The following is a 26,869-nucleotide window of genomic DNA, read 5'->3' on the forward strand; positions in this document are numbered from 1 at the left end:
CGGGAGTTCGCCCCGCGAACCCTGCCAGATGAGCCACCCGCCCAAACGCCCCCGTCCGGCGGCGCGCGACCTCGAGCGGTACGCGGGCCTGTTCGCCTCACGCACGCGCGTGATGACGTCGAGCGCCATGCGCGACCTGATGGCGCTGGCCGAGCGGCCCGAGGTCATCACGCTCGCGGGCGGCTTCCCGGACACCTCGACCTTCCCGCCGGAGCTCTACGCGAAGATCCAGTCGATCGTCGCGGCGGAGAACACGGCGAAGGCGCTGCAGTACGGCCCGACCGAGGGCCACGGGCTCGTGAAGGACGCGATCGTCGAGGTGATGGGCGCCGAGGGGATGGTCGTCGACCACGAGGACCTGCTCGTCACCACCGGCGGCCAGCAGGTCATCGACCTCGTCTGCAAGACGCTCATCGACCCGGGCGACGTGATCGTCGCCGAGGCCCCGACCTACCCGGGCGCGATCCCGGCGTTCCGCGCCTACCAGGCCGACGTCGTGCAGGTCGCGATGGACGAGGACGGGATGCGGGTCGACGAGCTGGAGGAGACGCTCGACCGCCTGGAGCGCGAGGGCCGGCGGCCGAAGTTCATCTACACGATCCCGACCTTCCAGAACCCTGCCGGCGTGACGATGTCGGTGCCGCGCCGCAAGCGGCTGGTCGAGGTCGCCAACGAGCGCGAGCTGCTCGTGCTGGAGGACAACCCGTACGGGCTGCTGCGCTACGAGGGCGACCCGCTGCCGACGCTGTTCTCGCTCGACGACGGCGGGTTCGTCATCTACCTCGGCACGTTCTCGAAGATCCTGTCCGCCGGGCTGCGCATCGGCTGGGCCGCCGCGCCGCCGCCGGTGCTGGACAAGATGAACCTCGGCAAGCAGGGCGTCGACCTGTGCACGTCGTCGATGACCCAGTGCTTCGTCGCGGCCTACTTCCGCGAGTCGGACTGGCGCGTCTACCTCAACTCGGTGATCGAGATCTACCGGCGCCGGCGCGACGTGATGCTCGAGTCGCTGGCCGAGCACTTCCCGGCCGAGTCGACCTGGACGCGCCCGCGCGGCGGCCTGTTCCTGTGGGCGACGCTGCCGGACTACATCGACACGAGCGACCTGATCGCCCGCGCGCTGCAGGCCAACGTCGCGTTCGTGCCCGGCCGCGGCGCGTACATGGACGGCCGCGGCGGCTCGTCGATGCGGCTCAACTTCTCCGGCGTGTCCGACGAGGACATCCGCGAGGGCATCCGGCGCATCGGCGCGGTCGTGCGCGAGCAGGTCGACCTCTACGGCACGCTGACCGGCGGGAAGCCCGCATCCGCGCCGCCCACGCAGGCTCCTGCCGCGGAGGAGCCCACCAACGTGCTGCACCTCCCGCGCCGCGAGGGCGGCGAGGGCTCGTCGGCGGCGCGCAAGTCGTGAGCCGCGTCGCGGTCCTGAAGGGCGGGCGCTCGCTGGAACGCAACGTGTCGCTGCGGTCGGGCGCACGCGTCGAGGACGCGCTGGAGCGGCTCGGCCACGAGGTCATCGGCATCGACGTCGGCCCCGGCCTGGTCTCGCAGCTGCGCGCCGCCGCGCCGGACGTCGCGTTCATCGCCGTGCACGGCCGCGACGGCGAGGACGGGACCGTGCAGGAGGTGCTCGAGGTGCTCGGCATCCCGTACACCGGCTCGGGCGTCTCGGCGTGCATCAAGTGCGCGGACAAGATCCTCGCCAAGTACGCGTTCGCCGACGCCGGGCTGCCGACGCCCGACTTCTTCGCGTTCTCGCAGGCGGCGTTCAAGGAGCTGGGCGCCGCCGAGGCGCTCGGCGCGATCGAGGACCGGCTGGCCTTCCCGCTCGTCGTCAAGCCGGCGCGGATGGGCAGCGCGCTCGGGATCAAGTTCGCGCAGTCGGGCGCGGACGTGCCGACGGCGCTGATCGCCGCGTTCTCCTACGACCACAAGGTGCTGCTGGAGCGCTACGTCGGCGGCCGCGACCTCGCGGTGTCGGTGCTCGACGGCGAGGCGCTGCCGGTGGTCGAGGCCGTCCCGCAGGACCGCGACTTCTACGACTTCGAGGCGCGCTACGACATCGGCCGCACGCAGTTCGTCTGCCCCGCGGAGATGCCGGACGACGCGACCGCTCGCGCCCAGGAGCTGGCGGTCGCCGCCTACGAGCTGCTCGGCTGCCGGGGCTTCGCACGCGTGGACCTGATGTGCGACCGCGAGAGCGGCGAGCTGACGCTGCTCGAGGTCAACCCGGTCCCGGGCCTCACGGACACCTCGCTGCTCCCGCTCGCCGCCGACGCGGCCGGCATCTCCTTCGACGCGTTCGTCGAGCGCGTCGTCGCCCTCGCGCTCACGCCGCGCGCCGCCTAGACGGTCAGCGCGCGCTCGCTCTCCGCGTCGAACAGGTGGATCGCGTCGGGCTCGACGGCCAGCCGCAGCCGGTCGCCGGGGCGCACGCGCGCGGTGCCTTCCAGGCGCGCGATGAGCCGCGTGCGGCCCTCCGCGACGCCCGCCGCGGCCGCCGTGCCCAGCTCGGCCGCGACCTCCTCCAGCTCGCCGGTGAGCACCTGCTCGGCGTCGAGCTCGGTGTGCGCCAGGACGTCCGCGCCGAGCGCCTCGACCAGCACGACGGGGAGGTCGAGCACGCGGTCGCCGGGCGTCGCGGCGTCCGCGAGGCGCAGCGCCTCCGGGCGGATGCCGGCCACCACCTCCGCGCCGATCAGCGCGCGCCCGCGGGCGCCGAGGTCGAGCCGGAAGGGCCCGAGCACGAGCCGGCCGCCGTCGTCGATCCGGCCGCGCGCGAGGTTCATCGCCGGCGAGCCGATGAAGCCGGCCACGAAGACGTTCGCCGGCGCGTCGTACAGGCGCTGCGGCGCGTCGACCTGCTCGAGCTTGCCGCCGCGCAGCACCGCCACGCGGTCGCCCATCGTCATCGCCTCGGTCTGGTCGTGCGTGACGTACACCGTCGTGATGCCCAGCTCGCCGTGCAGGCCCTGCAGGTAGCCCCGCATCTCCACGCGCAGCTTCGCGTCGAGGTTCGACAGCGGCTCGTCCATCAGGAAGGCCTGCGGCTCGCGCACCACCGAGCGCCCCAGCGCGACGCGCTGGCGCTGGCCGCCGGAGAGCGAGCGGGGCCGCTTCTCCAGCAGGTCGGTGATGCCGAGCATGTCCGCGGCACCCGCGACGCGGCGGCGGATCTCGTCCTTGGGCACGCCGTGCATCTTCAGCGCGAACCCCATGTTGTCCGCCACCGTCATGTGGGGGTACAGCGCGTAGGACTGGAAGACCATCGCGATGTCGCGGTCCTTCGGGGCGAGGTCGTTCACCACGCGGCCGCCGATCGTCACGGCGCCCTCGCTCACGTCCTCCAACCCGGCGATCATCCGCAGCGCCGTCGACTTGCCGCACCCGGACGGACCGACCAGCACGGTGAACCCGCCGTCGGGCACGTCGAGCTGCAGGTCCTCGACCGCGAGCGTCCCGTCGTCGTAGCGCTTGGAGACGCCGTCGAAGCAGATGCCGGCCATCACGTCCTCCCGTTGCCGTTGGCGGCCGCGGCCGCTCCGTTGCGCGCGGCCGCGATGTAGTCGCGGTACCAGAGCGCGCTGTCCTTGGGCACGCGGCGCTGCGTCTGGTAGTCGACGTGGACGATCCCGAACCGCTTCGCGTACCCCTCCTCCCACTCGAAGTTGTCGAGGAACGACCACACGCAGTAGCGCTGGACGTCGACACCCTCGGCGATCGCGCGCCGCACGGCCGCGATGTGGTGCTCGAGGTACCGCTTGCGCTCCGGGTCGGCGACCACGGAGTCGACCGGCTCCACGCGCGGGTCGTCGTACGCCGCGCCGTTCTCGGTGACGTAGATCGGCAGGTCGCGGTAAGCGGTCACCACCCGCTTCATCACCGCGTGCAGTCCGTCGGGGTCGACCTCCCAGCCCATCGCGGTCGTCGGGAGCTCGGGGTCGGCGAACCGCGCGCGCATCGGCGTCGGCGCGTCGGGCGCGTCCGCGATCCGCATCGGGTTGTAGTAGTTGACGCCGAGGAAGTCGACCGGCGCGGAGATCAGCTCCATGTCGCCGTCGCGGACCAGGTCGCCCAGGCCGCCGAACAGGTCGACCATGTCCTCCGGGTACTCGCCGCGGAACACCGGGTCGAGGAACCAGCGGTTCAGGTAGCCGTCCTGCCGCGCCGCGGCGGCGACGTCGGCCTCGGACTCCGGGTCGGCCGGCAGCACCGGGGCGAGGTTGAGCGCGATGCCGATCCGGGCGTCCCCGCGGACCGCCCGCATCGCCTCCATCGCCAGCCCGTGCGAGAGCAGCAGGTGGTGCGTCGCGGCGACCGCGGTCGGCCAGTGCCGCATCCCGGGCGCCTTGCGGCCCTCGCCGTAGCCGAGGAAGCCCGCGCACCACGGCTCGTTGTGGGTGATCCACTGCGTCACCACGTCGCCCAGGTCGGCGACGACGACCTGCGCGTACTCGGCGAACCGCTCGGCCGTGTCGCGCGCCGCCCAGCCGCCGCGGTCCTGCAGCGCCTGCGGCAGGTCCCAGTGGTAGAGCGTCGCGATCGGCTCGATGTCGCGCTCGAGCATCCCCTCGACGAGGCGGCGGTAGAACGCCAGGCCGCGCTCGTTGATCACGACCTCGCCGGTGGGGACGACGCGCGGCCACGCGATGCTGAACCGGTAGGACTCGACGCCCATGGCCTGCATGAGGTCGAGGTCCTCCTCCCAGCGGTGGAAGTGGTCGCAGGCGACGTCGCCCGTGTCGCCGCCGACGACCGCGCCGGGGACCCGGCAGAACGTGTCCCAGATGGACTCGCCGCGGCCCTCGGCCGCCGTCGCGCCCTCGATCTGGAACGCCGCGGTCGCGACGCCGAACTTGAACTGCTCCGGGAACTGCGGCATCAGCCCTTCACCGCCCCGGCGGTCAGGCCCTTCACGAGCCAGCGCTGGGTGGCGAAGAACGCCAGCAGGACCGGGAGCGTGGACACCACGCCTGCGGCCATGAGCTGTCCGTACTCCTCGCTGTAGTTGCCGACGAAGTTGCGGATGCCGATCGGGATCGTCTCGGCCCGCGTCTGGGTGAGCGCCGCGACGAACAGCAGCTCGTCCCACGCGAAGAGGAACGCGTAGACGAACGTCGCGAGCAGCCCGGGGGCGGCATTCGGCAGCACGATGCGGCGGAACGCGCCGAACGGCGTGCAGCCGTCGACCATCGCGGCGTCCTCCAGCTCGCGCGGGACCGCGAGGAAGAACGACCGCATGAAGAAGATCGCCACCGGCGTGAAGAACGCGGTGTAGACCAGGATCATCCCGACGTGCGTGTCCAGCAGCGCGATCGGGGTGTTCTGCTTCAGCCAGATGAAGCCGAGGAACACCGGCAGCAGGAACATCGAGCCGGGGATCAGCTGGGTGCCGATCAGGGCCGTCGAGAAGAGGCCCTGGCCCTTGAAGCGGTACCGCGCCAGCGCGTAGCCGGCGGACGCCGCGAACGCCGTCGCCAACAGCGCCGCGACGCTGCAGATGATCAGCGAGTTCAGGAAGTACTTGCCGAACGTCACGGTCGTCCACATGTCGCTGAACGCCTCGAACGTCGGGTCGAGCAGGTCGTAGGCGCCGGTGGTGAGCCGGCCCGTGCCCTGCGTGGCCGAGATGAGCAGCCACAGGACCGGGGCGAGCATCAGCGCGAGCACGGCCCAGGTGAGGACGTCGAGCGCGAGGTTGCCCAGCCTGCGGCGCTGCGCGTAGGTCATCGGGACTCCTGGAGGTCGCGGCGGAAGGCGGCGTACCAGACGGCCACCCAGACGAGCATGGCCAGCATCAGCAGCACGGAGGCCGCGGCGCCGAAGCCGAAGAGGTTGTTGGAGAACGACTGCCGGACGACCAGCGTCATCATCAGGTCGGCGTCCGGGCCCGGGTTCGACCCGAGCATCACGAACGGGATCGTGAACTGGTAGGCGCTGTAGATCACGAGGAACAGCAGCTGCACCGCGATCAGCGGCCGCAGCAGCGGCAGCGTGATGTGGCGGAAGCGGCGCCACGGCCCCGCGCCGTCGATCGACGCCGCCTCGTGCAGCTCCTGCGGCATCGACTGCAGCGCCGCGAGGAAGAGCAGCATCGCGAACGGGATGCCGCGCCAGATGGACGGGATCGTGATCGCCCACAGCGAGTTCTCCCCGATCAGCCACGTCGGTCGCTCGCTCAGCAGGTGCGTGTAGTCGACGAGGATCTTGTTGACGATCCCGACGTCGCTCTGCCACATGAACTGCCAGATGACGGCGACGACGAAGCTGGGGACGATCCACGGCGTCAGCATCAGCGTCCGCGCGATCTTCTGGCCGCGCATCTTGCGGTTGAGCAGGAGCGCGATGCCGAGCCCGCCGCCGAGCGTCCCGGCGACGGTGAGGACCGTGTACTGGACGGTGTTCGCCGCGGCCTGGCCGACGCCCGAGCGCAGCGGGTTCGTCGAGTCGAACAGGATCGAGTCGTAGTTGCCGAACCCCGCCCAGGGGGCGTCCCACAGCTGCGAGAACGTGAAGGTGTTGAGGTTCTTGAACGACAGCAGGACGCCGCCGGCCGTCGGCAGCAGGTGCACGACGAGCATGAACAGCAGCGCCGGCAGGATCAGCAGGTACGGCAGCCGGCGGCGGGAGACGCCCCCGGACAGCCGCCGCTTGCGGCCGTTGCGCGCGGTGGTGGGCTCGGGCCGCTCCTCGGCGACCTCGACGATGACGGGTGTGGTGCTCATGGGCGCGTGGCCTCGGCTCCGGGAGGAGGTGGCGCGGGACGGCGGTCCCGCGCCACCTTGGAGGGTCCCCCGGTCCGGCTAGCCGGCGGTCTGGGACAGGAGCGCGTCGGCCTCGTCCTGGGCCTTCTTCAGCTCCGCCTGGATGCCCGCGTCGTCGAGGCTGCCCTTCGCCGCCTCGTCGAGGATCGACCCGAAGCGGCCCTTGTACGCGTTCTCGATCTGGCCCCACTGGGGGATCGGCGCGTACGTGCGGCCCTGCTGGATCGCCTTCAGGAACGACGCGGCGTTCTCGTCGCCCGTGCCGGCCTGCTCCTGCGCGTCCGCCTTCGACGGGAACATGCCCATCAGCGCGGCGTAGTCGGTCTGCACCTGCGGCTCGGACAGGTACTTCATGAGCGCCCAGGCCTCGTTCTTGTTCTTCGAGGACTTGAACATCATGAGGTTCGAGCCGCCGACGAAGGTGAACCCGTCGCCGTTCGGGCCCGTCGGCATCGGGGCGATGGCCACGTTCTTGCGCGCCGCCTCGCTCCACTGCTCGTCGTCGGTGCGCTCCGCGGACTGCAGGACCCACGGGCCGCCGATCCACACGGCGAGCTTGCCGGCCTTGAACTGGTTCTCGACCTGCGTGCCGTCGCGCTCGAGCTGCGCCTTGTCGGCGAGGCCGTCCTGGACGAGGCTGGAGAAGTACTTCACGCCCTCCGTGGCCTCGGGGCTCGCGATGGTGGACTTCGTCGCGTCCTCGTTCAGCTCAGCGCCGCCGGCGTCCCAGACGAACGGCATGACGTGGTGGACGAGGTCGAACGCCTTCTTGCCCGGCGTGCCGAACGGCGCGATGGGCTTGCCGTTGATCTCCGGCGCGTCGGACTTGATCGTCTCCAGCGTCTGGCGGAACGAGTCCCAGTCGGCGAACGCGGTGGCGGGATCGATGCCCGCCTTCTCCAGGACGTCCTTGCGGTAGTAGATCGCGCGGGCCTCGGTGAACCACGGCGTGGCCCACGTGCCCTCCTGCCCCTTGACCTGGGTCGTCTGCCAGACGCCCTCGGGGTAGGCCTCGGCGCCGCCGAGGTCCTTCGTGCGGTCGGTCAGGTCCTCGAACCCGCCGAGCGCGGCGAAGAACGGCACCTGCGTCGTGCCCGCCTGCGTGATGTCCGGGCCCTCGCCCGACACGGCCGCGTTGCGGATGCGGTCGAACTGGACGTCCCAGCCGACGAGCTCGACCTTCACGTCGACGCCCGTCTTCTGCTCGAACGGCTTGACCAGGCGCTCGGTGTCCTCCACGGGCTTCGGCCCGTTGTTCATGATCCAGAGCCGGACCTGCGTGCCCTTCTTGAGCTCGGCCTCGGCCGCCGGGGCCGCTGCGGCGCCGCTGTCGCCGCCGTCGTCGTCGTCTCCGCCGCACGCGGCGACGAACGCTGTTGCGAAGACCATGGCGGCGACCACCGCCATGAGCCTGATGATCCTGCGTTGCACGGCTGTGCTCCTCCTCCTCGAGGGACCCAAAACGTTTTCGGTGAGCTCGCGTGTCGGGTGTGGGGACATGGGACGCGGGGTGGTGCGTGGGATCAGGTGGTGGCCGGCGCGGCCGTCGTGCCGCGCACGACGAGCTCGACGTCGAGCGTGGTGACGTGGGGGCCGTCCGCGGCCTGGTGCTCCAGCGCGTGGAGGACCGCACGCCCGGCGGCGCTGCCGAGCCCGGCCTTGTCCTGGCGGACGGTGGTGAGGCCGGGGTGCAGGTGGGCGGCGAGCATGATGTCGTCGAAGCCGACGACGCTGAGGTCGTGCGGGACCTGCAGGCCGCGCTCGGCGGCGGCCCGCAGGACGCCGACGGCCATGAGGTCCGAGGCCGCGACGATCGCCGTGGGGCGGTCGGCGGGCGGGAGGTCGAGCAGCTCGCAGGCGCCGGCGTAGCCGGACTCGACGTAGAAGTCGCCGTTCTTGACGAGCTCGTCGCGGTACGCGAGGCCGGCCTGCTGGAGGCCCTCGCGGTAGCCCTTGAGGCGGTCGAGGCCGGGGCGCGTGTCGAGCAGGCCGCCGATCGTCGCGATGCGCCGGTGGCCGAGGGCGGTCAGGTGGGCGACGGCCGCGCGGCCGCCGCCCACGTTGTCGGAGATGACGTACGAGGCGCGGTCGCCGACCAGCTCGAGGTCGACGCCGACGGTCGGCACGCTGCTGCGGCTGAGGCGACGGACCTCGGGGTCGTGCGGGTCGGGGCCCATCAGGACCGCCGCGTCGACGTTGTGCTGCGTCGAGCGGTTGAGGTACGAGTGGTCGCCGATGCCGTTGCGCGGCGCCTCGCTGGCGAAGAGGAGGAGGTCGTAGCCGGCCTGCCCGAGCGTGGACTTCAGGCCGACGAGCACCTCGTGGAAGAACGGGTGCTGGAGGTCCGGATGGCCCTCACCGGTGTCGAGGAAGACGCCGACGACGTGGCTCGTGCTCGTGACGAGCGTGCGGGCGGCGGCCGCCGGCGTGTAGTCGAGCTCGCGGGCGAGCTGCTGGATGCGCTCGCGCGTCGCCGCGCTGACGTCCTCGTACCCGTTGAGGGCGCGGCTGACGGTGCCGACGGACACGCCGCTACGGCGTGCGAGCTCCTTGATGGTGGTGCGACCGGTAGTTGCCATGAGACCCAGTGCGCCGCCGGGCGGTCTCTCCTCCGCCCGCATCGCCGAAAACGTTTTCGGCGCGGCGCGGCAGCATCTGACCACACGCCGCGACGTGTGTCAAGGGCAACCTGCCGCGAACGTCGCTCGCGGCGGCTGCGGGCGTCAGCCGTTCGGCTCGCCGCCGAGGAAGTCCTCGGGCGTGACGCGGTCGAGGAAGTCCTTGAACTTCTCGACGACCTCGTCCTGGTCCTCGACCTCGTGCTCGAACTCGATCGCCGACTCCGCGATGACCTCCTCGGCCGCGAAGATCGGCGCACCGGAGCGCACGGCGAGGGCGAGGGCGTCGGACGGCCGCGAGTCGATCTCGAGCTCCCGGCCGTTGAGGGCGAGGGTGATCGTGGCGAAGAACGTGTTCTCGCGCAGCTCGGTGACGGCGACCTGCGTGCACCGGACTTCGAGCTCGCCCAGCATGTCGCACATGAGGTCGTGCGTCATGGGGCGCGGCGTGCTCGCTCCCTGGAGCTTCATGAGGATCGCCGCCGCCTCCGGGTGGCCGATCCAGATGGGGAGGAACTTGTTCGAGTCGACGGTCTTGAGAAGCACGATCGGCTGCTTGCCGACCATGTCGAAAGAGACGCCGTAGATGACCATCTCCTGCACCTCCGGCAGCATATCGCTGTGCCGGGCCTCCCCACCCCGGCGTCGACGGCGGCGGCACGGGTGGTCCGCCCAGGCCGGCCCCAGGGCCCGCAGCGTTCCGGTGCATCGGCGTCTCCTTCGGAGCGGTCCCGCCGGCACGTGGAACAGCCGCGGGACGCCCTGGGACGACGCCATCGCCTGGCCGCTTCCGTCGCGGCCCGGGGCCCCGGAACGACGAAGGCCCGCACATGGCGGGCCTTGCGAGTGGGCGATGGTGGATTCGAACCACCGACCTCATCCTTATCAGAGATGCGCTCTAACCAACTGAGCTAATCGCCCCTGGGCGGAGGATCGACGTCCTCAGCGAGGAGGCAGTGTAGCGCCTGCGCCGCGAGCGATCCGGCCTGCAAGCGCCGCTGCCTCCTCAGCATCGGCGACCACCAGCTCGACCTTGAACCCGGTGCCCGCCGGACGGACCTTCACGTCCGCCCCGAACGCCGCCCCGAGGGTCTCCGCGATCTCAGCCAGCGCGGCCTCCTGGTCGGGGTGGAGGCCGCCCTGGGCGGCCTTCCGCGGCCCGCTCGGCGCACCGGAGGCCGGCGTCCCGTTGGCCTCGCGGGCGCGCGCCTCCAGCGTGCGCACCGACCAGCCCTCGACCACGGCGCTGCGTGCGAGCCGGCGGCGCGTGGCGTGGTCCTCGGCCAGCAGGAGCGCGCGGCCGTGACCCTCGGTCAGATCGCCGGCCTCCAGCAGCTCCAGGGCCTCGTCCGGGAGGTCGAGCAGGCGCAGGAGGTTCGACACGGCGACGCGGCTGCGGCCGACACGGCGGCCGACGTCCTCGCGGGTGAGACCCAGCTCCTCGACGAGCGCGGCGCAGGCGCGCGCCTCCTCGACGGGGTTGAGGTCCTCGCGAGCCATGTTCTCGACGAGCGCCAGCTCCAGCGAGGCGGCGTCGTCGCGCGGGCGAACGAGCGCGGGGACCTCGTCCAGGCCCGCGAGCTTCGCGGCACGCCAGCGGCGCTCGCCGGCGATCAGCTCGTACGTCCCGCCCGGGACCGGCCGGACGAGGACCGGCTGCAGGACGCCGTTCTCGGCGATCGAGTCGCTGAGGGCCTGCAGCGCGCTCTCGTCGAAGACGTTGCGCGGCTGGTTCGGGTTGGGGCCGATCAGGCCGACGGCGAGCTGGCGCAGCTCGTCGCCCGCCTGCTGGTCCTCGGACACGGCGAGGATCGCGGCCAGACCCCGGCCCATCCCCCGCGACGGTGCGGACTTCGCCTTCGTCACCTGGGACCTGAGGTCGTCGCGGGCGAGCATCCCTCTCGTTCTCCTGTCGTCGTCGTGCACATCCCCTGCACGAGCGTCACTGCCCCGGGGCTCCGCCCCCCGGTCGTCCTACCCACGCGCCGCGACCTCCTTCGCGAGCTCGAAGTAGGCGTCGGATCCGGCGCAGTGCGGGTCGTGGTGGATCACGGGGCGGCCGAAACTCGGCGCCTCGCTGACCCGGATGTTGCGGGGGATGACGGTGTCGAAGACGAGCGACGGGTAGTGCTGGCGGACGTCCTCCTCGACGTCGCGGGCCAGACGGGTGCGCCCGTCGTGCATGGTCAGCAGCATCCCGGCGACCGTCAGCCGCGGGTTGAGCGACCGCTGGATGAGCTGGAGGGTGTCGAGCAGGCCGGCGAGGCCCTCGAGCGCGAAGTACTCGGTCTGGACCGGGATGACGACGCGATCGGCGGCGACGAGGGCGTTGACGGTCAGCGGGCCGAGGGACGGTGGGCAGTCGAGGATCGTGTACGCGAACTGGTCGCGCACGCTCGCGAGCGCCTCGCGCAGGCGGGTCTCGGAGCCCGCTTCGCGCGGTAGCTCGACGTTCGCGCCCGCGAGGTCGGGGTGCGAGGGGAGGAGCTTGAGGCGCTCCACCTCGGTGTCGAGCAGCGCATCTGGCGCCTCGGTCTCCCCGACCAGGACGTCGTAGACGTTCGGGGTGGTGAGCTTCGACGCGCCGAGCGCGACGGTCGCGTTGGCCTGCGGATCGGTGTCCACCAGGAGCGTCGGGTACCCCGCTTCCGCGATGCACGCCGCGACGTTCACCGCCGTGGTGGTCTTGCCGACCCCGCCCTTCTGGTTCGCGATGGCGTAGACGGTGCCCATGCGCGGATCAAGGTAGCCGCGTCCACGGTCGGACGGCAGGGTCGCTTTCGGTAACTGCGAGGAGTTTCAGCCTCAGCTCGTGGCTGAGAGCGGCCGTTTGCGGGCCATTCCCGCGCGGCGCGGGAAACGGGCAGGCGTGTCCTTGACCTTCGAGTAGAGGTACAGGTGCCGGTGCGCCACCCCGGTGAAGGGTTTCACCGGCCGGATCTCGCGGAGCTCCATCCCGACGATCGCCGCAGCGGCGTCCCCGTCGGCCTCCTCGGCGGCGTCGCGCGCGCCCTTCCAGGCGACGAGCGTTCCACCGGGCACGAGCAGCGGGGCCGCGTACTCGACGAGCGCCGTGAGCGGCGCCAGCGCGCGAGCTGTCACGACCTCGCACACCACCCGTCCCTCTACCCATTCCTCGGCGCGGGCAGCCACCGCCTTGACGTTCTTGACGCCCGCGCGCTCGGCCGCCGCCGTCATGAACGCGCACTTCTTGCCGACGCTCTCGACCAGGTCGACGTGCGCATCGGGCAAGGCGGCGGCGAGGACGAGCCCCGGGAACCCGGCGCCGGCACCCAGATCCGCGATGCGGCGAGCGGCGACGAGCTCCTCGACCTCGAGCCCAACGAGCGAGTCGGCGATGTGGACATCGACGCCCTCGACCGGGTCGGTGACGGTCGTCGGCGCGGTCGGGTCCTCGGCCACGGTCACCAGCAGAGAGGCGAGCTGCGCCATGACGGCGTCGCTCAGGGCATATCGCTCCGTGAGCGCGGCGAGACCACGGGCGGCGGCAGGAGGAAGCTCAGGCGGAGGGGTCGTCACGGGCGGCGACGACCATAGCGGTGCCCCGGACGCTGCTTGTTCCACCGGGGGACATCACGTGAAACGCCTGCCGCTATTCCTCAGCGGCCAGCGCCGCTCGGCGCTCGGCGCGCGCGATGGCCGTCGCGTACTTCTCGCGCATCTCCACCAGACGGGTGTACGCGGGGCCGTCGAGTTCGGGGGTGATCACGGCGTCGAGCACCGGCAGGACGTCTTCGACGAGCGCCTGCCCCCGGGCCATCCACTGGTAGTACGACCGGTCGCCGTGGTGGTACGGCCCGTACAGCTTCGTCCGCGGGAACCGCTCCATCAGCCACGCGAACAGCGCCTCGTGCCGCGTGTGCATGCGTAGCGTGATCTGCGGCTGCTTGCCGTCGCCGCCGAACGACCCCTGGCTCAGCAGGAGGCCGGCGACGAGTCCCTGGTCACGTTCGGAGAGGGGCACCATCCGCCGGACAGTGTTTCACGGGGGAGAAAGACGTGAAACGTCGAGCTCCAACGCGGCGACACGCGCAGGGTCGATCAGCGCGTCGATCCGGACGATCCGCCCGCCGTTGACCGTGAACGCCATGACGGACATCGGGCGTCCACCCGGGGCCACGACCGCTCCAGCGGCGCCGTTGACCACCGCCGGGTGCACGAAGGGGTGCAGGTGCGCGTAGGTCCGGGTGTTGCCGGCGACAGCGTCGGCGCCGCGCAGGAGCCGCGAGTCCTCGGCGCGGAGCGTTCCACCGTCGATGCGCAGCTCGACGTCCGGGTGGAGCACCCGCAGGAGCGCCGCGAAGTCACCATCGCGAGACGCGGCGAAGAAGGCGTCGACCACGCGCCGCTGGCCCGCCAGGTCGGCGTCGCGCGACGGGGAGCTGCGAACCCGCCGCCGCGCCCGGCTCGCGAGCTGCTGTGCAGCGGCCTCGGACCGGCCCAGCGCGGTCGCGATGTCGATGAACGAGACGCCGAACACGTCATGGAGCACGAACGCGAGGCGCTCCGCCGGCGTCAGGGCGTCGAGCACCAGCATGAGCGCCACGCCCACCTCGTCCGCGACGAGCGCCTCCTCCTCCGGACCGTCGGCGACCGGCGCGAGGCGCACCACCGGATCGGGGACGTGCACCGAGGATCGCTCCCGCCGGGCGCGGCGCGACCGCAGGACGTTCAGGCAGACGCGCGCGACCACGGTCGTCAGCCACGCCTGCGCGTCGTCGACGTCCCGGAGGTCGTGGTCGCGGACCCGCAGCCAGGCCTCCTGCAGCGCGTCGTCCGCGTCACCGGCCGACCCCAGCATGCGGTGGGCGACCGCCTGGAGCCGCGGCCGATGTCGCTCGAACGCCTCGATCGCCGCAGACTGCCCGTCCATCGCCGCGCTCATCTCACCACGGCTCGTGGTGGGCGAGGCCGGTCGCCAGCGCGGCGACGGCGAGCAGCAGGAAGAAGACCACGGCCCGGAAGTGCCGGTCGCCCACCCGCACGTGTGCCAGCACGGCGCAGGTGAAGTACACGACCAGGCCGGCCGCGGCGGCGAGGCCGAGCTCCGGCACCACGAAGCCCCCGAGCAGGCCGAGCGCGCCGGTCGCCAGGATCGTTCCCAACGGGAGCATCCAGCTGTAGGAGACCTGCACGCGGTCCGCGGCGACCTTCACCAGGTCGGCGCGAGCGAAGTTGAGCGCGGCGGCGTACCCGACCGAGAGCGCCGCGACGACGGTGACGACGACGTAGAGGGATTCCATGCCCCGGAGACACGCGCCGGGGCGAGAACCTGACATCGCCGGGCGCGAGCGCCCGGCACGACGTCAGACGGCGGGCTTGGGCGTGACCACCAGGTGGCGGTCGGGCTCCTGGCCCTCGGAGTGCGTCTCCACATCCCCGCGGTCGCGGAGGTACTCGTGGACGACGCGGCGCTCGCTGGAGGTCATCGCGTCGAGCGCGACGGGCCGGCCGGTGGAGAGCGCCGACTCGGCGGCCTCCTCGGCCTGGCGCTGGAGCACCTGCTCGCGGCGGCTGCGGTAGCCGGCGGCGTCGACGATGACGCGCCGGCGCGGCTCGCCCTCGTGCTCGCCGACGACGCGCTGCGCCAAGTGCTGGACGGCCTCGATGGTCTGGCCGTGACGGCCGATGAAGAGCCCGAGCTCCTCCCCTTCGAGCGTGCCGACGAGACGCTCGGCGTCCTCCTCGATGCGCACCTCGGCCTCGATGTCCAGGGCGAGGGCGACGCGGGCGAGGAGCACGCGGAGCGCCTGCGCGCCCTGGGTCGGTCCCTCCACGTCCGTCATCTAGCGCCTCCGTCCCGTCTTCTTCTTCTTGCGCTTCGAGGGCGGAGGCGGAGGCGCCGCGGACCGCTTGGGGGCGGAGGAGCTGGCGCTGCCGCCGGACGAGCCGTTGCCCGCGCCGCCACCACCACCGCCACCCGCGCCGGCGCCCGCTGCCGCGGCGCGCGCGAGGAGGCCCTTCGGCTTCTTGTCGTCGCCGTCGTCCTTGCCGCCCTTGCCCGTGGTGGGAAGGCCCTCGCCGGGCTTCGGCACCGGGCCGACGGTCCGCCGGACGATGAACTGCTGCACGATCGTCCAGAGGTTCGTCGTGATCCAGTAGACGAGGAGGCCGGCCGGGAAGCTGAGGATGAACGGGACGAAGATGAACGGCAGCGCGAGGAAGATCATGCGCTGGTTCTTGTCCGCGGAGACCGACATCAGCAGCGACGACGCCAGCTGCGTGACGACGTAGAGCACGACGAGCGTGATCAGCACGCCGCCGGTCGCGGCGTCGGTGATGTCGGGGATGAAGAGGAACTCCGACGCCTCGGTCGAGCCACACGGCTTCGTGTTCTCGGTCGTCGGGTTGATCTCCGGGCAGATGTCGTGCCGGAGGTCGAGCCGCAGCATGTAGAAGAGCGAGATGAAGACCGGGAGCTGCGCCAGGAGCGGCAGGCACGAGGCGAACGGGTTCACCTTGTGCTCCTGGTAGAGCTTCATCATCTCCTGGTTGAGGCGCTGCCGGTCGTTCTTGTACTTCTCCTGCAGCTTCTTCATCTCCGGCGCGATGACCTGGAGGCCGCGCATGGACTTGACCTGCTTCAGCGTCAGCGGCAGCAGCAGCGCGCGGATCGTGATGGTGAGCGCGACGATCGAGAAGCCCCATCCGAACCCGACCGAGTCGTGGAAGAAGATGAGCACCTCCTCGAACACGTCGATGAGGGGCTGGATGAGGAAGACGTCGGCGAGAGTCATGATGAGGAGAAGAGGCGCTGGGCCTCGACCGGGTCGTACCCCCCGTGGGACCACGGGTTGCAGCGCAGGACGCGCCAGACGGCCAGGATCAGCCCGCGCAGTATGCCGTACCGCTCGATCGCCTGTACGGCGTAGGCGGAGCAGGTCGGCTCGTACTTGCAGCGCCGTGGCAGGGCGGGCGACACCACGCGCTGGTAGGCGACGATCGGGGCGAGGACGACCCGGCGCGCGATGGTCACTTGGCGGCCTTCTCGGCGGCCTTGTCCACGAGCTCGGTCAGCGCGGTGCGCACGCCGTCGAGGCCGGCGGTGTCCGCCAGCTCGCGGGCCGGCGGGCGCGCGACGACGACGACGTCGTGGTCGGCCGGGATCCGGTCCGCGAGGTCGGCGAAGGCCTCCCGCAGGAGCCGCTTCACCTTGTTGCGCTCAACCGCGCCCCCGACCTTCCGCGAGACCGACAGCCCCAGTCGGGGTCCGTCGGCCGCGTCGGGTCGCGGGAACGTGTAGAGCACCAGATGCCGATTGCCATGCGATCGGCCCTGGCGGTAGACGCGCTCGAACTCGGCGCTGCGCGAGAGACGTCCGCGCTTCGGAGGCACTCGAGGCGCCTCAGACGGTCAGGCGCTTGCGGCCCTTGTCCCGGCGACGCTTCAGCGTCAGACGACCACCACGGGTCGCCATACGGGCGCGGAAGCCGTGCGTGCGAGCGCGCTTGCGCTTCTTGGGCTGGTAGGTCCGCTTCATCGGTCGCACCAGGATACAACCCCGCGATGCACATCGGTCGGACGTCTGTGCAGAACCGCTGTGCACAGCCGCACGAAACCCCCGCTCCTTGCGGGAACGACGCGGTTCACGACCCCCTGTGCGGTGCTAGCGTCGAGACCACGCCGGGGCCGCCTCGGTCCCCACCGCAGCACCCAGCCGCAACCGCCCCTCGGAGGGCCGCTTCCCCCTGCCGTGACCCAGCTCCCCGACGACGACACGTGGACCCGCTTCCAGGCCGAGCTGCGGCGCGCCGTCGACGAGGCGACGTACGACGTCTGGCTGAAGCCGCTCCGCCTCGTCGCGGTGCAGGGCACGGCCCTGGTCGTCACCGCCCCGGACGACCGTCGCACCTGGGTGGCCGAGCGGTTCGGGCGCGTGCTGCGCGCGAGCGCCGGCGCGGTCCTCGGGGCCGGCGCGACCGTCGACATCCAGGCGCCGGGAGCGGCGCCGGGCACCGCCGGCACGGCGCGCGGCGGCGGACGCGGGGCGCACCGGTCCCCGGAGACGGCCGAGACCGCGCTCGACCCGCACGGGCGGCCGAACCTCAACCCCAAGCTCCAGTTCGACCAGTTCGTCATCGGCGACAGCAACCGGCTCGCCCACGCGGCGGCGCTGGCGGTCGCGGAGCTGCCGGGCACGGCGTACAACCCGCTCTTCATCTACGGGCCTCCGGGCGTCGGCAAGACGCACCTCCTCCACTCGATCGCGAACTACCTCGTCACGTACAGCCCGGACCTGCGCGTCCGCTACACGACGGCCGAGCGGTTCACCAACGAGTTCCTCACCGCCATCCAGCGCAAGGACGTGGACAGCTTCAAGGGCGCGTGGCGCTCGAACGACGTGCTGCTCATCGACGACGTGCAGTTCCTCGAGAGCAAGGCGAAGACCGAGGAGGAGTTCTTCCACACCTTCAACGCGCTCTACGACGCCGGCGCCCAGGTCGTCGTCACGTCGGACCGGCTCCCGCGCGACCTCACCGCGCTCGAGGACCGGCTCCGCGAGCGCTTCGAGGCGGGCCTGGTCACCGACATCGCGCACCCCGACCACGTGGTGCGCACGGCGATCCTCCGCAAGCGCGCGCACCAGGACGGGCTCGACCTCGGCGACGAGACCGTGCTCGGCGCGATCGCCGAACGCGTCCGCGGCAGCGTGCGCGAGCTGGAGGGTGCGTTGATCCGCGTCGTGGCCTACGCCTCGCTCACCGGCCGCCCGCTCGACGCCGACCTGGCCGACGACGTCCTCGGCTCCCTCTACCCCGCCTCCCAGGCGCGCGCGGGAAGCCGTCACCAGCCGCCGACCATCCACCGGATCAAGCAGGCGGTGTGCGAGCAGTTCGACCTGACGCCCGAGGAGCTCGACGGCGCAAGCCGCGCCGCCCGCGTGGCCAAGCCGCGCCAGCTCGCCATGTACCTCGCGCGCATGCACACGCAGGCCTCGCTCCCCGCGATCGGCGCCGCGTTCGGCGGCCGGAACCACACCACGGTCATGCACGCCGTCAAGAAGGTCGAGGCCCAGCTCGGCACCGACCCGGATGTGGATGACGCGGTCCGCGCGCTCACGTCCCGACTTGCCGACAGGCACGACTGACAGACTCCGGCGGCTCCATGTGCGTGACCACCCCGCATCCTCCGGCCTTTCCGGCCGTCATGCACAACTCCACAGCCCTTATGACTTCTTCCTTCTCTGAGAGGTGTCCATCGTGAAGCTCCAGGCTTCGGCTTCCGAGCTGCTCGCTCAGCTGCAGACCGTCTCCCGCGTCGCCTCGACCCGCTCGGCCGTGCAGGCCCTGTCCGGCGTCCAGGTCGTCGCCGAGAGCGGCGCCGTCGAGCTGCGCGCGACGGACATGGAGGTCGGGCTCCGCGTCCCGCTCCAGGCCGAGGTCCTGCGCCCCGGCACCTGCGTCGTCCCCGCGCGCCTGACGCTCGACGTCATCCGCGCGCTGCCGGCCGACCAGGTGACCGTCGAGCTGCGCTCCGCCGAGCAGGACGTCGAGATCGTCTCCGGCTCCGCGACCTTCCACATCCGCACGCTGCGCGGCGAGGACTTCCCGCCGTTCCCCGAGGCCGGCGACGAGGCCGTCGTGACCGTGCCGGCGCAGGCGTTCGTCGCCACGATCGGCAAGGTCGCCCGTTCCGCCTCACGCGACGAGACGCGCCCGATCCTCACCGGCATCCTCGTGTCCGCCTCCGGCCAGGAGCTGCGGATGGTCGGCACCGACTCCTACCGCCTGTCGGTGAAGGAGACCGCGCTCGACGAGCAGCTCGACGGCGCCTTCGAGGCCAACGTGCCGGCGCGCGCGCTGCAGGAGCTCGCGCGGATCGCGCAGGCCGCGGACGCCGAGACGCTCCGCGCCGCCCGCCGCGCGAACCAGATCGTCTTCGAGGTCGGCGGCGTCGTGCTCTCGTCGCGCCTGATCGAGGGCCAGTTCCCGAACTACCGCCAGCTCCTGCCCGACACGTACGAGCACGAGCTGCGGCTGGAGACCAAGGAGCTGACCGACGTCGTCCGCCGCATCTCGCTGCTGGCGCAGAAGAACGCGCCGCTGCGGCTGAAGTTCGGCGAGGGCGAGCTGACCGTGTCGGCGCAGACCCCGGACGTCGGCGAGGCGCAGGAGACGATCCCGGTGCCGTTCTCCGGCGAGCCGTTCGAGATCGGCTTCAACCCGGAGTTCCTCCGCGACGGCGTCGAGTCGGTCGACGCGGACGACCTCATCCTCAAGCTCATCTCGCCGCTGCGGCCGGGCCTGATCGAGGCGGGGGACGGCTCTGGCTTCCTCTACCTGATCATGCCCATCCGCCTGAACGTCTGAGATTCGAGGGGACGGGCCCACCGCCCCACCCCATACTCGGATCGTGGCCGTCTCCGTCGAACACCTGCGCGTGCGGGACTTCCGCGCGTACCGGGCGGCGGAGATCCGGCTCGGCGAGGGGCTGACGGTCATCCACGGCCCGAACGGCGCGGGCAAGACGAACCTCCTCGAGGCGCTGTACTTCGGGTGCACCGGCCGCTCGTGCCGCACGAACGACGAGCGGCAGGTCGTCCGGTTCGGGGCGCAGGCGGCGCGGGTGGAGGTGCGGACGCACGACCGCGACGGCGTGCACGAGCTGGCCGTCGGGTTCCAGCCGGGCGAGCCGAAGCGGATGAAGGTCGACGGCGCGCCTGTCGACAGGCTTGTGGACAACCCCGCGCGGCCGCTCGTCAGCGTGTTCCTGCCCGAGCGGCTGGAGCTGGTGAAGGGCGGGCCCTCCGGGCGCCGCTCGCACCTCGATCAGGTCGTCGCCGCGCTGTGGCCGTCGCGGGCTCCGACCCGCAAGGCGTACGCGAACGCGCTCGCGCAGCGCAACGCGCTCATCGCCCGGATCCGCAAGGGCACGGGCTCGCGCTCGTCGCTGCCGGCGTGGGATCGCGAGCTGGCGCGCCAGGGCGTCGCGCTGCGGGCGGACCGGGCGCGGGCGGTGGAGGCGCTGCAGGAGCCGTTCGCCGCGGCGGCCGCCGACCTCGGGCTGGCCGGCACCGTCGGGCTGGAGGAGCGCCCGCGGGACCGCGCGCTCGAGGAGGAGGCGTTCGCGCAGCAGCTGGCCGAGAAGCTGGAGGCCGACCTGGAGCGCGGCTTCACGCTCCACGGCCCGCACCGCGACGACCTCGCCCTGCTCCGCGCCCCGGCGGCGCGGGAGGACGACGAGCGCGCGCCGGCGCTGCGCGAGCTGCGCTCTTTCGGGTCGCAGGGCGAGCAGCGGATGGGCCTGCTGGCACTCCTGCTGGCCGAGCGCGAGGTGCTCGCCGAGGCCCGCGGCGGCCCGCCGCTCCTGCTCCTCGACGACGTGATGAGCGAGCTGGACGTCACGCGCCGGCAGCGGCTCGTCGAGCGCGTGCACGGGACGGGCGGCCAGGCCGTCGTGACGACGACCGACCTCGCGCACGTCCCCGGCGCCGACGCCGCGGACGTCGCCCGCGTGGAGGTCCGCGAGGGCGCCGTCGTCGTGCAGGAGGAGGCGCCGGCGTGAGCGGTCACCGACGGCTGACCCGCACCGGCCGGCCCCGCCAGCCCAAGCCGATCGCCGGCCTGATCGAGTCCTACGCGCGCGACCTCGCGCCCCAGACGGCCCTCGCCCGCATCCAGGCCGCGTGGCCAGACGCCGTCGGGGAGCTGATCGCCGCCGAGTCCTCCCCGGTGGCCGAGCGCGGCGGTGTCGTGACCGTCCGCTGCGCCTCCGCGGTGTGGGCCCAGGAGCTCTCGCTGATGGCTCCGGACCTCGTCGCGCGCCTCAACCATGCCCTCGGCACCGGCACGGTGACCGAGCTGCGCTGTCGCGCGGCGTAGACGTTTTCCGCGCTTTTGCAGCACTTTTGTCGCTGCGCGCGTGGGGCTTCGCGGGGGTCCGGCTGCTATGCTGAAAGCAACTTTTCGTCGCCCTGGGCGGTCTCCAGAGCCCGGGGCGATCGTGTGTTCCAGGAGGCTTCGTGGCGGACGACAACGGCAAGACGGAGGGACGCGGGTACGACGCCCAGGACATCACCGTGCTCGAGGGTCTCGAGGCGGTGCGCAAGCGTCCGGGCATGTACATCGGCTCGACCGGCGTGCGGGGTCTGCACCACCTGGTGTGGGAGGTCGTGGACAACTCGGTCGACGAGGCCCTCGCGGGCCACGCGACCCAGGTCGACGTCACGATCCACCCCGACAACTCCGTCACCTGCGACGACAACGGCCGCGGCATCCCGGTCGCGACGATGGAGAAGGAGGGCAAGTCCGCCCTCGAGGTCGTCCTCACCGTCCTCCACGCCGGCGGCAAGTTCGGCGACGGCGGCGGCTACAAGGTCTCCGGTGGCCTGCACGGCGTCGGCGTGTCCGTCGTCAACGCGCTGTCCGAGCGCGTCGACGTCGAGGTCCGCCGCGACGGCTACCGCCACACGCAGTCCTACGTGCGCGGCGCGCCTGAGGGCCCGATCCAGCGTGGGGAGCCGACGAATGAGACCGGGACGCGGATCACGTTCCTCCCGGACGCCGAGATCTTCGAGGTCACCGACTACGACTGGCAGACGCTCGAGACGCGCCTGCGCGAGACGGCGTTCCTCACCCGCGGGCTGCGGATCACGCTCACCGACGAGCGCGGCGAGGGCAAGCGGGCCGAGTTCTACGCCGAGGGCGGCATCGAGGACTTCGTCACGCACCTCAACGCCAACAAGGACGCCATCGGCACGAAGGTCATCTACTTCGAGGGCGAGTCCGAGGAGGGCCAGGTCGAGGTCGCGATGCAGTGGAACACGACCTACCAGGAGTCGATCCACTCCTTCGCCAACAACATCAACACGCACGAGGGCGGCTCGCACCTCTCGGGCTTCCGCGCGGCGCTGACCAACGTCATCAACCGCTACGCCAAGTCGCGGGGCATCCTCAAGGAGAAGGACGGCAACCTCTCCGGCGAGGACGTGCGCGAGGGCCTGACGGCGGTCATCAGCGCCAAGCTCTCCGAGCCGCAGTTCGAGGGCCAGACGAAGACCAAGCTCGGCAACCCGGGCATGGAGGGCTTCGTCCGCTCGATCGTCTACGAGAAGCTCAACGAGTTCTTCGAGGAGAACCCGAAGGAGATCGACGCGATCGTCAAGAAGGCGGTCTCAGCCGCCCAGGCCCGCGCCGCCGCCCGCAAGGCCCGCGATCTGACCCGCCGCAAGTCCGCGCTGGAGAACACGACGCTGCCGGGCAAGCTCCGCGACTGCCAGGTCAAGGACCCGGCGCTGGCCGAGCTGTTCATCGTCGAGGGCGACTCCGCCGGCGGCTCGGCGACCCAGGGGCGCGACCGCGCGACCCAGGCCGTCCTGCCGCTCCGCGGCAAGATCCTCAACGTCGAGAAGAGCCGCATCGACAAGGTCCTCCAGAACAACGAGGTCCAGGCGCTGATCACGGCCCTCGGCACCGGCGTGCGCGACGAGTTCGACATCGAGAAGGCGCGCTACCACAAGCTGATCATCATGACCGACGCGGACGTGGACGGCGCCCACATCCGCACGCTCGTGCTGACGCTGCTGTTCCGCGAGATGCCGCAGCTGATCGAGGCCGGCTACGTCTACATCGCCAAGCCGCCGCTGTACAAGGTCAAGCACGGCCGCACCGAGCGCTACATCGAGAAGGACTCCGAGCTGGAGGAGGTCCTGCTCGGCGACAAGCTCGAGAAGATCACCGTCGTCGACCGCGCCGGCAAGTCGCTCGGCCTCACCGAGACGCGCTGGCAGCGCTACGGCCGGCTCCTCAAGCAGTACGAGGGCTGGTCGGCGACGCTGCGCGCCGAGGTCGGCCACGAGCTCATCGAGTTCCTCGAGGAGAGCGCCGTGCTCGACGAGGGGATCGACAGCCTCGACGGCGCGCTGGCCCTGTTCAACCGCGAGGACGACGAGGGCCAGCCGCACACGACCGAGCTCGTGGGCGAGGACGACCACGTCATCAAGGTCAAGGCCATCGAGCGCAAGACCGGCATGGCGCGCACCCACCGCATCCCGCGCGGGATGTTCGACGCGCACGCGTACAAGCAGTTCATCCGCGTCCACGGCCAGCTCGTGGACCTGGCGGGCAACCCGCCGTTCACCGTCACCCTCGGCGACCACGACGCGGAGGCCATGTCCTTCGAGCAGCTCCGCGAGAGCGTGCTCGACCTGGCCCGCCGCGGCACCACGGTCCAGCGCTTCAAGGGCCTCGGCGAGATGAACGCGGAGCAGCTCGCGGACACCACCATGAACCCCTCGACGCGCACGCTGGCCAAGGTCAGCGTGGACGACGCGTCGGCCGCCTCCGAGCTCTTCTCGATGCTCATGGGCGACCAGGTCGAGCCGCGCCGCGCCTTCATCGAGGAGAACGCGCGCCTCGTGACCAACCTCGACGTTTGATCCCTACCACCCGCCCCCTACACCGAGGAGCGCAGTAGATGGCAACCGACGTCATCGGCGGCGGCAACATCGAGCCGCGCGCGCTCGAGGACGAGATGCGCACCGCGTACCTCGACTACGCGATGAGCGTCATCGTCGGGCGCGCGCTGCCCGACGTCCGCGACGGCCTCAAGCCCGTCCATCGCCGCGTCCTGTACGCGATGAACGAGGGCGGCCTCGGGCCGACCCGCCCGTTCGTCAAGTCCGCCCGCATCGTCGGCGACGTGATGGGCAACTACCACCCGCACGGCGACTCGCCGATCTACGACACGCTCGTGCGGATGGCGCAGGACTTCTCCCTGCGCTACCTGCTCGTCGACGGCCAGGGCAACTTCGGCTCGATCGACGAGGACCCGCCGGCCGCCATGCGGTACACGGAGGCCCGCATGACCCGGATCGCGCAGGAGATGCTGCGCGACCTGGACATGGACACGGTCGACTTCGGGCCGAACTACGACGGCTCCAAGCGCGAGCCGCTCGTCCTCCCGTCGCGGTTCCCCAACCTGCTCGTCAACGGCTCGACCGGCATCGCGGTCGGCATGGCGACGAACATCCCGCCGCACAACCTCCGCGAGGTCATCAACGCGACGATCGCGTTCATCGACAACCCGGAGATCACGACCGAGGAGCTGATCCAGCACGTCTCGGGCCCGGACTTCCCGACCGGCGGCATCATCCTCGGCCGCCAGGGCATCCGGGACGCGTACGAGACCGGGCGCGGCCGGGTGCGCGTGCGCGCGAAGGCGGCGATCCAGGACATCGGTCGCGGCAAGGAGGCGATCGTCGTCTCCGAGCTGCCCTTCATGGTCAAGAAGGGCGGCGACGGCGGCGTCATCAAGAAGATCTCCGACCTCGTCCGCGACAAGAAGCTGAGCGGCATCTCGGACATCCAGGACCACACGGACCGGCGCGGCATGCGGCTCGTCATCGAGCTCAAGCGCGACGCGGACCCGAACGTCGTCCTGAACCAGCTCTACAAGCAGACCGCGATGCAGTCGACGTTCGGCGTGAACATGGTCGCGCTGGTCGACGGCGTGCCGAAGACGCTGACGCTCCGCGAGGTCCTGCGGCACTACATCCTCCACCAGCGCGAGGTGGTCGTCCGCCGCGCGAAGTTCGAGCTCGCCCGGCTCGAGCGCGAGGTGCACATCCTCGAGGGCCAGCTCATCGCGCTGGACAACCTCGACGAGGTGATCGAGGTCATCCGGTCGTCGGCCAACCGCGACACCGCCCGCACGCAGCTGGTCGACCGCTTCGAGCTGACCGCCATCCAGGCGACCGCGATCCTCGACCTGCGCCTCTCGCAGCTCACCGCGCTGGAGGCGGACAAGATCCGCCAGGAGCACGCGGACAAGATGGAGCGCATCGCCGAGCTGCGCGACCTGCTGGGCGACGAGGACAAGGTCCTCGCGCTCATCAAGGAGGAGCTGTCGGAGATCGCGGAGCGCTTCGGCGACGACCGCCGGACGCAGATCGCCGACTCCGAGGACGAGATCGACATCGAGGACCTCATCCGCGAGCAGCAGATGGTGGTCACGATCACGCACTCGGGCTACATCAAGTCGCTCCCGCTCGACACGTACCGCCAGCAGCACCGCGGCGGCCGCGGCGTCACCGGGATGGACACGAAGGAAGGCGACTGGATCGAGCACCTCTTCGTGTGCTCGTCCCACGACTTCCTCCTGTTCTTCTCGAACCGCGGCAAGGTCTACCGGTCGAAGGTCTACGAGCTGCCGGAGATGGGCCGCACCGCCCGCGGGCGCGCGCTCGTCAACTTCCTGCCGCTGCGCGAGGGCGAGCGGATCGAGTCCGTGCTGTCGACACGCGACTTCACCGAGGGCGAGTTCCTCGTGTTCGCGACGAAGAACGGCACGGTCAAGAAGACCGAGTTCCTCGCCTACAACACGCCGATCAAGGCCGACGGCATCATCGCGATCAACATCCGCGACGACGACGAGCTCGTCCAGGTCCGCCGCACGAGCGGCAACGACGACATCCTCATGGTGTCGCGCAAGGGCCAGGCGGTGCGCTTCCACGAGGACGCGCTGCGCCCGATGGGCCGGGCCACGAGCGGCGTGCGCGGCATGGACGTGTCCGGCAAGGACGACGCCGTCCTCGCGATGGACGTCGCGTCGGAGGACCAGGAGCTGCTGGTGGTCACCGAGAACGGCTACGGCAAGCGCACGCCGATCGGCGAGTACCGCAAGACGAACCGCGGCACGAAGGGCGTGGGCACGATCAAGCTCACCGAGGCGAAGGGCGCGCTCGCCGGCGCGCTGGTCGTCCGCGAGCACCACGACCTCGTGTTCATCTCGACGTCGGGCATGGTGCAGCGCACGGGCGTGCGCGGCATCTCCCGCTACGGCCGTCTCTCCCAGGGCGTCCGCGTGATGAACATGAAGCCCGAGGACACCGTCTCGGCGGTCGCGCTCGTCATGGAGTCCGAGTCCGGCGACCCGGTCGACGCCGTCAGCGGCGACGTGGTCACCGACGGCGACGGCGCGCTCCTCGCGGACGCGCCGGAGCAGGGCGAGCTGCTGTCGGACGAGGCGGCCGCGGCCTCCGAGTCCGCGCTGACGGATGGCGCCGGCGAGACCGAGCCCGACGAGGTCGACCTCGACTCGACGGACGGCCCGCCGACGCCGGAGGTCTAGCCGGAAGTTCGAACCGGACCACCTCCGGATTTCGGTTCCGTCCGGAGGTTCGCTACTCTGGCCGTACCAGAGGAAGGAGGTGGTCCTAATCGACAGTTCGAGTTTTTCTGGGACCCTGGAGGTGACCGGCCGCTAGGTCGGACGCTGGGCTCGCCCTAGCGAATCCAAACCGGGACACCCTCGGAAACGGATGCCGGAAGTCGTCCCTCCGGCCCATGAAGGTCCGTTCCGGGATCAAGTCCAGTGCAGTTGTGGCGAAGGGCGTCTCTCACGAGGCGCCCTTCGTCGTGTCGCACCACCTGGCGGGCCCTCGCCGCGCCTGGACGGAGTCGACGGAACGCACCGGCCTACCGGCCAATCGCGTTCGTCGCCCCCGCCCAGCCACGACGATGGCGT

Annotated in this window: 26 protein-coding genes and 1 tRNA gene; 8 read left to right on the forward strand and 19 right to left on the reverse strand. The window is 71.3% G+C overall.

Annotation, left to right across the window (positions count from 1 at the left end; translation table 11 throughout):
• The first annotated feature begins 28 nt into the window (after positions 1–28).
• Positions 29–1,411, forward strand: a complete 1,383-nt coding sequence (locus tag AC1UE5_RS21560; RefSeq protein WP_482927430.1) for an aminotransferase-like domain-containing protein — start codon at positions 29–31, stop codon at positions 1,409–1,411.
• Complete coding sequence (locus AC1UE5_RS21565) at positions 1,408–2,349, forward strand: D-alanine--D-alanine ligase family protein (protein WP_482927432.1); 942 nt, start codon at positions 1,408–1,410, stop codon at positions 2,347–2,349. The genes AC1UE5_RS21560 and AC1UE5_RS21565 overlap by 4 nt, the downstream gene beginning before the upstream one ends.
• Here AC1UE5_RS21565 and AC1UE5_RS21570 read toward each other — a convergent pair.
• The 19 genes from AC1UE5_RS21570 to rpmH form a co-directional block, all read right to left on the reverse strand.
• Complete coding sequence (locus AC1UE5_RS21570) at positions 2,346–3,506, reverse strand: ABC transporter ATP-binding protein (protein ID WP_482927434.1); 1,161 nt, start codon at positions 3,504–3,506, stop codon at positions 2,346–2,348. The two genes, AC1UE5_RS21565 and AC1UE5_RS21570, sit on opposite strands and share 4 nt — an antisense overlap.
• Positions 3,506–4,882 (reverse strand): GH1 family beta-glucosidase, encoded by a 1,377-nt coding sequence (locus tag AC1UE5_RS21575; RefSeq protein ID WP_482927436.1) that lies wholly within the window; start codon positions 4,880–4,882, stop codon positions 3,506–3,508. The genes AC1UE5_RS21570 and AC1UE5_RS21575 overlap by 1 nt, the downstream gene beginning before the upstream one ends.
• Complete coding sequence (locus AC1UE5_RS21580; protein WP_482927438.1) at positions 4,882–5,730, reverse strand: carbohydrate ABC transporter permease; 849 nt, start codon at positions 5,728–5,730, stop codon at positions 4,882–4,884. The genes AC1UE5_RS21575 and AC1UE5_RS21580 overlap by 1 nt, the downstream gene beginning before the upstream one ends.
• On the reverse strand, positions 5,727–6,725 hold the full coding sequence (locus tag AC1UE5_RS21585) for a carbohydrate ABC transporter permease (RefSeq protein WP_482927440.1): 999 nt from the start codon (positions 6,723–6,725) through the stop codon (positions 5,727–5,729). The genes AC1UE5_RS21580 and AC1UE5_RS21585 overlap by 4 nt, the downstream gene beginning before the upstream one ends.
• A gap of 78 nt (positions 6,726–6,803) precedes the next feature.
• The gene (locus AC1UE5_RS21590; RefSeq protein ID WP_482927442.1) at positions 6,804–8,195 is read right to left on the reverse strand and encodes an extracellular solute-binding protein; all 1,392 of its coding nucleotides are present in this window, start codon (positions 8,193–8,195) and stop codon (positions 6,804–6,806) included.
• 92 nt (positions 8,196–8,287) lie between these two features.
• Positions 8,288–9,343: a LacI family DNA-binding transcriptional regulator gene (locus tag AC1UE5_RS21595; protein ID WP_482927444.1), complete on the reverse strand. Its 1,056-nt coding sequence runs from the start codon at positions 9,341–9,343 to the stop codon at positions 8,288–8,290.
• A gap of 144 nt (positions 9,344–9,487) precedes the next feature.
• Positions 9,488–9,976, reverse strand: a complete 489-nt coding sequence (locus AC1UE5_RS21600; RefSeq protein ID WP_482927662.1) for a bifunctional nuclease family protein — start codon at positions 9,974–9,976, stop codon at positions 9,488–9,490.
• Between the two features lie 253 nt (positions 9,977–10,229).
• Positions 10,230–10,303 (reverse strand) — tRNA-Ile (locus AC1UE5_RS21605).
• 21 nt (positions 10,304–10,324) lie between these two features.
• Positions 10,325–11,278, reverse strand: coding sequence for a ParB/RepB/Spo0J family partition protein (locus AC1UE5_RS21610; protein ID WP_482927446.1), 954 nt, complete (start codon positions 11,276–11,278; stop codon positions 10,325–10,327).
• 78 nt (positions 11,279–11,356) lie between these two features.
• Positions 11,357–12,115 carry a ParA family protein gene (locus AC1UE5_RS21615; protein ID WP_482927448.1) on the reverse strand — a complete coding sequence of 253 codons (759 nt, stop codon included), beginning with the start codon at positions 12,113–12,115 and terminating at the stop codon, positions 11,357–11,359.
• Positions 12,116–12,187: 72 nt separating this feature from the next.
• Complete coding sequence (gene rsmG, locus AC1UE5_RS21620) at positions 12,188–12,835, reverse strand: 16S rRNA (guanine(527)-N(7))-methyltransferase RsmG (RefSeq protein ID WP_482927450.1); 648 nt, start codon at positions 12,833–12,835, stop codon at positions 12,188–12,190.
• Positions 12,836–12,995: 160 nt separating this feature from the next.
• Positions 12,996–13,370: a hypothetical protein gene (locus tag AC1UE5_RS21625; RefSeq protein WP_482927452.1), complete on the reverse strand. Its 375-nt coding sequence runs from the start codon at positions 13,368–13,370 to the stop codon at positions 12,996–12,998.
• Between the two features lie 15 nt (positions 13,371–13,385).
• The gene (locus AC1UE5_RS21630) at positions 13,386–14,276 is read right to left on the reverse strand and encodes a sigma-70 family RNA polymerase sigma factor (protein WP_482927454.1); all 891 of its coding nucleotides are present in this window, start codon (positions 14,274–14,276) and stop codon (positions 13,386–13,388) included.
• A 13-nt stretch (positions 14,277–14,289) separates the two neighbouring features.
• Positions 14,290–14,646 (reverse strand): DoxX family protein, encoded by a 357-nt coding sequence (locus AC1UE5_RS21635; protein ID WP_482927456.1) that lies wholly within the window; start codon positions 14,644–14,646, stop codon positions 14,290–14,292.
• A gap of 63 nt (positions 14,647–14,709) precedes the next feature.
• On the reverse strand, positions 14,710–15,180 hold the full coding sequence (locus tag AC1UE5_RS21640; protein ID WP_482927458.1) for a Jag family protein: 471 nt from the start codon (positions 15,178–15,180) through the stop codon (positions 14,710–14,712).
• Between the two features lie 9 nt (positions 15,181–15,189).
• Positions 15,190–16,140: a YidC/Oxa1 family membrane protein insertase gene (locus AC1UE5_RS21645; protein ID WP_482927460.1), complete on the reverse strand. Its 951-nt coding sequence runs from the start codon at positions 16,138–16,140 to the stop codon at positions 15,190–15,192.
• Positions 16,137–16,379 carry a membrane protein insertion efficiency factor YidD gene (gene yidD, locus AC1UE5_RS21650; protein WP_482927462.1) on the reverse strand — a complete coding sequence of 81 codons (243 nt, stop codon included), beginning with the start codon at positions 16,377–16,379 and terminating at the stop codon, positions 16,137–16,139. Before yidD ends, AC1UE5_RS21645 begins: the two co-directional genes overlap by 4 nt.
• Positions 16,376–16,738 (reverse strand): ribonuclease P protein component, encoded by a 363-nt coding sequence (rnpA, locus tag AC1UE5_RS21655; RefSeq protein WP_482927464.1) that lies wholly within the window; start codon positions 16,736–16,738, stop codon positions 16,376–16,378. Before rnpA ends, yidD begins: the two co-directional genes overlap by 4 nt.
• Before the next feature lie 10 nt (positions 16,739–16,748).
• Positions 16,749–16,883, reverse strand: a complete 135-nt coding sequence (gene rpmH / locus AC1UE5_RS21660; protein WP_482927466.1) for a 50S ribosomal protein L34 — start codon at positions 16,881–16,883, stop codon at positions 16,749–16,751.
• A 213-nt stretch (positions 16,884–17,096) separates the two neighbouring features.
• On the opposite strand from rpmH, the gene dnaA reads away from it, so the two are divergent.
• The 6 genes from dnaA (at position 17,097) to gyrA (ending at position 26,473) form a co-directional block, all read left to right on the forward strand.
• Entirely contained in the window at positions 17,097–18,491 is a 1,395-nt protein-coding gene (dnaA, locus tag AC1UE5_RS21665) for a chromosomal replication initiator protein DnaA (protein ID WP_482927468.1), read from the forward strand.
• 112 nt (positions 18,492–18,603) lie between these two features.
• Positions 18,604–19,713, forward strand: a complete 1,110-nt coding sequence (gene dnaN, locus AC1UE5_RS21670; protein WP_482927470.1) for a DNA polymerase III subunit beta — start codon at positions 18,604–18,606, stop codon at positions 19,711–19,713.
• Positions 19,714–19,756: 43 nt separating this feature from the next.
• A complete protein-coding gene (gene recF, locus AC1UE5_RS21675) occupies positions 19,757–20,908 on the forward strand; it encodes a DNA replication/repair protein RecF (protein WP_482927472.1) in 1,152 nt (383 codons plus the stop codon).
• Positions 20,905–21,225 (forward strand): DciA family protein, encoded by a 321-nt coding sequence (locus AC1UE5_RS21680; protein WP_482927474.1) that lies wholly within the window; start codon positions 20,905–20,907, stop codon positions 21,223–21,225. The genes recF and AC1UE5_RS21680 overlap by 4 nt, the downstream gene beginning before the upstream one ends.
• A 140-nt stretch (positions 21,226–21,365) precedes the next feature.
• Positions 21,366–23,780 carry a DNA topoisomerase (ATP-hydrolyzing) subunit B gene (gyrB, locus tag AC1UE5_RS21685; protein ID WP_482927476.1) on the forward strand — a complete coding sequence of 805 codons (2,415 nt, stop codon included), beginning with the start codon at positions 21,366–21,368 and terminating at the stop codon, positions 23,778–23,780.
• Positions 23,781–23,818: 38 nt separating this feature from the next.
• The gene (gene gyrA / locus AC1UE5_RS21690; protein ID WP_482927478.1) at positions 23,819–26,473 is read left to right on the forward strand and encodes a DNA gyrase subunit A; all 2,655 of its coding nucleotides are present in this window, start codon (positions 23,819–23,821) and stop codon (positions 26,471–26,473) included.
• Positions 26,474–26,869 lie beyond the last annotated feature (396 nt).

The sequence above is a fragment of the Parviterribacter multiflagellatus genome (genome assembly GCF_056863265.1).

Coding starts and splice junctions, on each gene's coding strand:
- rsmG (WP_482927450.1), bottom strand. CDS start 12,835: ATGGCGCAGCTCGCCTCTCTGCTGGTGACCGTGGCCGAGGACCCGACC.
- AC1UE5_RS21635 (WP_482927456.1), bottom strand. CDS start 14,646: ATGGAATCCCTCTACGTCGTCGTCACCGTCGTCGCGGCGCTCTCGGTC.
- AC1UE5_RS21570 (WP_482927434.1), bottom strand. CDS start 3,506: ATGGCCGGCATCTGCTTCGACGGCGTCTCCAAGCGCTACGACGACGGG.
- AC1UE5_RS21625 (WP_482927452.1), bottom strand. CDS start 13,370: ATGGTGCCCCTCTCCGAACGTGACCAGGGACTCGTCGCCGGCCTCCTG.
- AC1UE5_RS21630 (WP_482927454.1), bottom strand. CDS start 14,276: ATGGACGGGCAGTCTGCGGCGATCGAGGCGTTCGAGCGACATCGGCCG.
- AC1UE5_RS21600 (WP_482927662.1), bottom strand. CDS start 9,976: ATGGTCATCTACGGCGTCTCTTTCGACATGGTCGGCAAGCAGCCGATC.
- AC1UE5_RS21585 (WP_482927440.1), bottom strand. CDS start 6,725: ATGAGCACCACACCCGTCATCGTCGAGGTCGCCGAGGAGCGGCCCGAG.
- AC1UE5_RS21610 (WP_482927446.1), bottom strand. CDS start 11,278: ATGCTCGCCCGCGACGACCTCAGGTCCCAGGTGACGAAGGCGAAGTCC.
- AC1UE5_RS21595 (WP_482927444.1), bottom strand. CDS start 9,343: ATGGCAACTACCGGTCGCACCACCATCAAGGAGCTCGCACGCCGTAGC.
- AC1UE5_RS21560 (WP_482927430.1), top strand. CDS start 29: ATGAGCCACCCGCCCAAACGCCCCCGTCCGGCGGCGCGCGACCTCGAG.
- gyrA (WP_482927478.1), top strand. CDS start 23,819: ATGGCAACCGACGTCATCGGCGGCGGCAACATCGAGCCGCGCGCGCTC.
- AC1UE5_RS21645 (WP_482927460.1), bottom strand. CDS start 16,140: ATGACTCTCGCCGACGTCTTCCTCATCCAGCCCCTCATCGACGTGTTC.
- AC1UE5_RS21580 (WP_482927438.1), bottom strand. CDS start 5,730: ATGACCTACGCGCAGCGCCGCAGGCTGGGCAACCTCGCGCTCGACGTC.
- rpmH (WP_482927466.1), bottom strand. CDS start 16,883: ATGAAGCGGACCTACCAGCCCAAGAAGCGCAAGCGCGCTCGCACGCAC.
- AC1UE5_RS21575 (WP_482927436.1), bottom strand. CDS start 4,882: ATGCCGCAGTTCCCGGAGCAGTTCAAGTTCGGCGTCGCGACCGCGGCG.
- AC1UE5_RS21615 (WP_482927448.1), bottom strand. CDS start 12,115: ATGGGCACCGTCTACGCCATCGCGAACCAGAAGGGCGGGGTCGGCAAG.